The organism is Geodermatophilus sp. SYSU D00703 (assembly GCF_054050155.1).
The window spans coordinates 1-6322 of sequence record NZ_JBJGYU010000066.1 but is presented as its reverse complement, the minus strand read 5'-3'; the positions used below and the strand labels follow the sequence as shown (position 1 = coordinate 6322).

7 protein-coding genes are annotated in these 6322 nt (G+C 75.8%); all 7 read left to right on the top strand.

Annotated features, from left to right (window positions below):
• On the top strand, positions 1–675 hold a 675-nt coding region (locus ACI782_RS25970), incomplete at its 5' end, for an ABC transporter permease (protein ID WP_456913004.1).
• Positions 672–1553 (top strand): ABC transporter permease subunit, encoded by an 882-nt coding sequence (locus ACI782_RS25965; RefSeq protein WP_456913003.1) that lies wholly within the window; start codon positions 672–674, stop codon positions 1551–1553. The genes ACI782_RS25970 and ACI782_RS25965, both read left to right, overlap by 4 nt.
• Positions 1550–2659 (top strand): ABC transporter ATP-binding protein, encoded by a 1110-nt coding sequence (locus tag ACI782_RS25960; RefSeq protein WP_456913002.1) that lies wholly within the window; start codon positions 1550–1552, stop codon positions 2657–2659. The genes ACI782_RS25965 and ACI782_RS25960 overlap by 4 nt, the downstream gene beginning before the upstream one ends.
• 131 nt (positions 2660–2790) lie before the next feature.
• Positions 2791–3570 (top strand): electron transfer flavoprotein subunit beta/FixA family protein, encoded by a 780-nt coding sequence (locus ACI782_RS25955; RefSeq protein WP_456913001.1) that lies wholly within the window; start codon positions 2791–2793, stop codon positions 3568–3570.
• Positions 3571–3601: 31 nt separating this feature from the next.
• On the top strand, positions 3602–4564 hold the full coding sequence (locus ACI782_RS25950) for an electron transfer flavoprotein subunit alpha/FixB family protein (RefSeq protein ID WP_456913000.1): 963 nt from the start codon (positions 3602–3604) through the stop codon (positions 4562–4564).
• Between the two features lie 153 nt (positions 4565–4717).
• On the top strand, positions 4718–6109 hold the full coding sequence (locus ACI782_RS25945; protein ID WP_456912999.1) for an MFS transporter: 1392 nt from the start codon (positions 4718–4720) through the stop codon (positions 6107–6109).
• Positions 6106–6322: aminotransferase class V-fold PLP-dependent enzyme (locus ACI782_RS25940; RefSeq protein WP_456912998.1), on the top strand; the 217-nt coding region annotated here is incomplete at its 3' end. The genes ACI782_RS25945 and ACI782_RS25940, both read left to right, overlap by 4 nt.

The window sequence follows — 6322 nt, the reverse complement described above, 5'->3', positions numbered from 1 at the left end:
GGCAGCCTCCAGGTGGCGCCCCCCCCGGCCGGGGTGGGCGCCGTCCGCGGCGGCGCCGGCGCGGCCGCCGCCCCCCGCCCCCCCCCCCCCCCCCCCCCCGGCCGGTTGCTGCGCCGGCTGGTGCTCACCGCGTCAGGGGTGCTGGCCAACTTCGGCGGCATCCCGCTGGCGTTCGCCTTCATCGCCACCATCGGCAACGCCGGCGTGGTCACCGCGCTGCTCACCGACACCCTGGGGTGGTCGGGCTTCTCGCTGTACTCGACGGCCGGGCTGGCGCTGGTCTACCTCTACTTCCTCGTGCCGCTGATGGTCCTCACGATCACGCCGGCGCTGGAGGCGCTGCGCCCGCAGTGGCGCGAGGCGGCGGACAACCTGGGCGCCAGCGGCTGGCAGTACTGGCGGTACGTCGGCGGCCCGGTGCTCGCCCCGCCGGTCATCGGGGCCACCATGCTGCTGTTCGCCTCGGCGTTCGCCGCCTACGCCACCGCCCGCGCGCTCGTGGGCAGCAGCATTCCGCTGGTCACCCTGCAGATCGCCGACGCGCTGTCGAGCAACGTCGTCGTCGGGTCGGAGAACCTCGGCAAGGCCCTGGCCCTGGGCATGGTCGTGCTCATCGGCCTGGTCATGGCCTTCTACGCGTGGGTGCAGCGGCGCACCCAGCGGTGGCTGTCGTGAGCGCCCTGTCGACGGTGACCGGCGCGGGCGGTGTCGCGCCGGAGACGCCGGTCCGGGCCGCCCGGCGCGGGGCGGGGACGTGGCGCTGGGCGGTGCTGGTGCTCGCCGGCCTGTACTTCCTGGTGCCGATCGCGGCGTCGGTCTGGTTCACCGTCCGCGACCGCGGCGCGGGCGGCCTGACGGCGGAGAACTACACGAGCATCCCGACGGCGGAGGGGTTCGCCGAGACGCTGGGGCGCTCGCTGACCATCGCCGTCCTCACGGTGCTGCTGTCGCTGCTGCTCATGGTGCCGACGGTCGTCCTGGTCGAGCTGCGCCTGCCCCGGCTGCGGACGACGGTGGAGCTGCTCACCCTGCTGCCGCTCGTGCTGCCGCCGATCGCGCTGGTCGTCGGCGTGCGCAGCGTGCTGGCCTGGGCTCCTGACCACTTCTTCGGCACCCCGCTGGCCGAGGCGTTCTTCGCCCTCCAGCGCCCCGAACTGCCGTGGATCCTGGTCCTCGCCTACGTCGTCCTGGCGCTGCCGTTCGTCTACCGGGCGCTGGACGCCGGCCTGCGCGGCACCGACCTGCGCACCCTGACCGAGGCCGCGCGCAACCTCGGGGCGTCCTGGCCGCGGGTCCTGGTCTCGGTGGTGCTGCCGGTGCTGCGGACCTCGGTGCTCACCGCCTCGTTCCTGACCCTGGCCCTGGTGCTGGGGGAGTTCACCATCGCCCAGATCCTCGGCTTCCGGACCTTCCCGACCTGGATCCTCGAGATCTCCGGGTCGCGGCCACAGCTGTCGGTGGCCGTCTCGGTGCTCTCCCTGGCGATCACCTGGGCGCTGCTCCTGCTCATCTCCGCGCTCGACCGCCGCCGGGCGGGGAGGGGGACCGCATGACCACCACACCCGTTCCCGCGGCCCGGGTGGCCGCCGCCCCGGCAGACCTGCGCGAGCGCCCGGGGGTGGCCGTCCGCCTGGCCGGCGTCACCCGCCGCTACGGCTCGGTGCTGGCCCTCGACGGGCTCGACCTCGACATCGCCGGGGGCGAGCTGCTCGCCCTGCTCGGCCCGTCCGGCTGCGGCAAGACGACGGCGCTGCGGGCCATCGCCGGGTTCGAGCGGCCCGACGCCGGACGGGTGCTGCTCGACGGGCGGGACGTCACCGACGTCCCGGCCAGCAAGCGGGACATGGGCATGGTGTTCCAGGCCTACAGCCTGTTCCCCAACCTCACCGTCGCCGACAACGTGGCGTTCGGGCTGCGCGTGCGCCGCCGGGGCCGGGCCGAGCAGCGCCGGCGGGCGGCCGAGCTGCTCGAGCTGGTCGGGCTGGCCGACCGCGGCGGCCACTACCCCCACCAGCTCTCCGGCGGCCAGCAGCAGCGCGTCGCCCTGGCCCGCGCCCTCGCTGTCGCCCCCCAGGTGCTGCTCCTCGACGAGCCGCTCTCGGCGCTCGACGCCCAGGTCCGCGTGCAGCTGCGGGAGGAGATCCGGCGGATCCAGCTGGAGCTGGGCATCACCACCGTCTTCGTCACCCACGACCAGGCCGAGGCGCTGTCGGTCGCCGACCGGGTCGGGGTGCTGCGCCAGGGCCGGCTGGAGCAGGTCGCCTCGCCCGACGAGCTCTACGACCGCCCGGCGACGGCCTTCGTCGCGGAGTTCGTCGGCACGATGAACCGGCTGCCCGCGGAGCGGGCCGGCCGCGAGGTGGCGCTGCTCGGCGTCCGCCGTCCCGTCGCCGGGCCGGTGCCCCCGGACGGCCCGCTGGTCGCCCTCGTCCGGCCCGAGTCGCTCACCGTCACCGCCGAACCGGGCGGCGCCGGCCGGGTGGTCACCCGCACCTTCTCGGGGGCGGTCACCCGGCTCGCGGTCGCCCTGCCCGGCGACGTCGAGGTGGCGGTGGACGTCGTCAGCGCCGCGAGCGCCGACCTGGTGCCGGGCACCGCGGTGACCGTGACGCCCGCCTCGCGGCCGGTCCTCGTCGCGCCCGCGGAGCCCGTCCCGTGACCCTGCCGACCGACGTGACGGGGGTCACCCCAGCCCGGCCGGGCCGGTCCGTTACCCGGCGGTAACCTCCACTATCGAGCAGGCGGGCGCCGACCCGCTACACCGACCCCAGCGCGGAGGTGGGTCTGACGATGGACATCGTCGTTCTGGTCAAGCAGGTCCCCGACTCCGGGAGCGAGCGCTCCCTGGACCCGGCGGACAACACCGTGGCCCGGGGGAGCGCGGACAACGTCGTCAACGAGATCGACGAGTACGCCATCGAGGAGGCGCTCAAGCTCAAGGAGGCCCACGGCGGCGAGGTGACGATCCTGACCGTCGGGCCGGACTCGGCCGCCGACGCGATCCGCAAGGCGCTGTCGATGGGCGCGGACAGGGCCGTGCACGTGGCCGACGACGCGATCCACGGCTCGTGCGCGGTGCAGACCTCGGCGGTGCTCGCCGCGGCGCTGTCCCAGCTGTCGTTCGACATCGTGCTGTGCGGTGCGGAGTCCACCGACGGGCAGATGGCGGTGATGCCGGCGCTGCTGGCCGAGCGGCTGGGCATCCCGCAGCTGTCCGGTGCCCGGGCGCTGACCGTCGAGGGCGGGGTGGCCAAGGTGGAGCGGCAGACCGACGGCGGGTACTGGGCGCTGGAGGCGCCGCTGCCGGCGATCGTGTCCTGCTGGGACACGATCAACGAGCCGCGCTACCCCTCGTTCAAGGGGATCATGGCCGCGAAGAAGAAGCCGGTGGAGAAGAAGACGCTGGCCGACCTGGGCATCGACGCCTCCACCGTGGGCTTGGCGAGTGCGACCAGCCGGGTGCTGGACTTCGCCGGCCGGCCGCCCAAGGGCGCCGGGGTGAAGGTCACCGACGAGGGCGACGGCGCGCAGCAGCTGGTCGACTTCCTGGCCGCCCAGAAGATCGTCTGACCCGGACCGAATCGAAGGAGAGGCATCCCCCATGGCTGAGGTCCTGGTCCTCGTCGAGCTCACCCCCGCCGGTGACGGCGTCCGCAAGACCACCCTGGAGGCGCTGACCGCCGCCCGCGCACTCGGCGAGCCCTCCGCCGCCGTCGTCGGCGCCCCGGGCTCGGCGGCCGCCGCGCAGGCGCAGCTGGCCGAGTACGGCGCGGCGAAGGTGTACGTCGCCGAGTCGGCGGAGGTCGACGAGTTCCTCGTCGCGCCGAAGGCCGAGGTGCTCGCGGCTCTGGTCGCCGAGCGGTCCCCGGCCGCGGTGGTCATCCCGTCCTCGCAGGAGGGCAAGGAAGTCGCCGCCCGGCTGGCGGTCAAGACCAACAGCGGCCTGCTCACCGACGTCACCGAGATCGCCGCGGACGGCACCGCGACGCAGGTCGCGTTCGCCGGCGCGACGATCGTGCACTCCCGGGTCACCACCGGCACGCCGATCTACACCGTGCGCGGCAACTCGGTCACCCCCACCCCGGCTCCGGCCGCCGCGGCCGAGGAGACGGTGGAGGTCGCCCTGTCCGACGCCGCCAGGGCGGTGCGGGTGGTGGACCGGGTGGTGGAGCAGAAGTCCGCGCGCCCGGAGCTGACCGAGGCCGCGATCGTCGTCTCCGGCGGCCGCGGGGTGGCCTCGGCGGAGAACTTCTCCATCATCGAGGCCCTGGCCGACTCCCTCGGCGCGGCGGTCGGCGCCTCCCGGGCGGCGGTGGACTCCGGCTTCTACCCGCACACCTTCCAGGTGGGGCAGACCGGCAAGACGGTCAGCCCGCAGCTGTACATCGCGGTGGGCATCTCCGGGGCGATCCAGCACCGGGCCGGCATGCAGACGAGCAAGACGATCGTCGCGGTCAACAAGGACCCCGAGGCGCCGATCTTCGAGCTGGCCGACTTCGGCGTCGTGGGCGACCTCAACACCGTCGTCCCGCAGGCCACCGAGCTGATCACCGCCCGCAGATAAAGGACCCCCTGCCCCCTCCGCTCGCACGCCCGCGGCGGGCCCCTGCAGGGGGCCATCGATCGGGCGCCGACCCCTCTCCGGGGTCGGCGCCCGACGCGTGTCCGGAGCGGGAAGCCGTCGCCGCTGGGGACGGTTGGCGGAGAGGTGGACGTGGTGGCACGCGGGGCGGGGCTGTTCGACCGTCGGCACCGGCTGCCGACGTCGGGGCTGCTCCTGCTGGTCACCCTCGTCGCGTTCGAGGCGATGGCCGTCGGGACGGCGATGCCGACGGTGGTCGCCGACCTCGACGGGCTGGCCTGGTACGGCTGGCCCTTCAGCGCCTACCTGGTGGCCTCGGTCGTCGGGATGGTCGTGGGCGGCGACCTCGGCGACCGGCGGGGCCCCCGGACGGCGCTCGGTGCCGGCGTCGCGGTGTTCGGCGCCGGGCTCCTGGCCGCGGGCCTGGCCGGGACGATGGCGCTGCTGGTGGCTGCCCGGGCGGTGCAGGGACTCGGTGGTGGGCTGATCGCGGTCTCGCTCTACGTCGTCGCGGGGCAGGCGTACGAGGCCTCGCTGCGGCCCCGCCTGTTCGGTGCGATCTCCGCGGCCTGGGTGCTCCCGGCCCTGGTGGGGCCGCTGGTCGCCGGGCTGGTCACCACGCACGCCAGTTGGCGCTGGGTGTTCCTCGGCCTGCTGCCGCTGGTCACGGTCAGCGTGCTGCTGGTGCTGCCGGCGCTGCGCGACCTCGCCGCGCCGACGGCGTCCGGGGCTCCCCGCGGGCGTGCCCGCGCGGCGTGGGCGGCGCTCGCCGGGGTCGGGATCGGCGCGCTGCAGCTCGCCGGCCAGCGGCTGGACCTCGCCGCGGTAGCGCTGGCCGGCGGCGGCCTGGTCGCGCTCGCCCTCGGGCTGCGGCGGCTGCTGCCCACCGGGGTGGTGCGCGCGCGGGCCGGGCTGCCCGCCGTCGTCGGTGCCCGCGGGCTGCTGGCCGGGGCGTTCTTCGGCATGGACGTGCTGCTGCCCCTGTCCCTGACGCAGCTGCACGGCTTCAGCCCCACCGCCGCCGGCCTCCCGCTGACCGCCGGCGCGGTCGGCTGGGCGACCGCGTCCCACCTGCAGGGGCGCCGCCCCGCGGCGTCCCGGGCGCGGCTGCTGCGGGCGGGCTTCGCGCTGCTGGCCGTGGGCGTCGGCGCCAGCGCGCTGGTCGCCGTCCCGGGGCTGGGCGGGTGGCCGGTCTACCTGACGTGGGCGGTGGCGGGGCTCGGCATGGGGCTGGGCATGCCGAGCGTGGGCGTGCTGCTGCTCGCGCAGTCACCGGAGCACCGCCGGGGCGCGGACTCGGCGGCCTTCCAGATCGCCGACGTCACCGGGTCGGCCCTCTGCGTCGGGCTGGTCGGCGTGCTCGTCGCCGCGGCCACCGCGGCGCTGCTGCCGCTCGCGGGCACCGTGGTCGTCGCCGCGGCGGTCCTCACCGGGTTGGCCGTCGTCGGCGCGGTCGTCGCCCCGCGGGCGGCCGCCCCCGCCGGGGAGGGCGCCGCCGCCCCCGCGTCTACGCTTGCTGCGTCATGACGTACCTCGACCACGCGGCGACCACGCCGGTGCTGCCCGAGGTGCTCGCTGCGATGACCGAGCAGCTGAGCCGCGTGGGCAACGCCTCCTCGCTGCACGCCAGCGGCCGCGCCGCGCGGCGCGCCGCCGCGCAGTCCCGCGCGCGGCTGGCCGAGGCCCAGGGGGCCCCGCCCTCGGTGGTGCTCTTAACAACCGGCGGCCCCCAGACCGACA

Bases quoted from the DNA above. Each gene is read 5' to 3' on its own strand.
- ACI782_RS25960 (WP_456913002.1), top strand. From the start codon at position 1,550: ATGACCACCACACCCGTTCCCGCGGCCCGGGTGGCCGCCGCCCCGGCA.
- ACI782_RS25950 (WP_456913000.1), top strand. From the start codon at position 3,602: ATGGCTGAGGTCCTGGTCCTCGTCGAGCTCACCCCCGCCGGTGACGGC.
- ACI782_RS25955 (WP_456913001.1), top strand. From the start codon at position 2,791: ATGGACATCGTCGTTCTGGTCAAGCAGGTCCCCGACTCCGGGAGCGAG.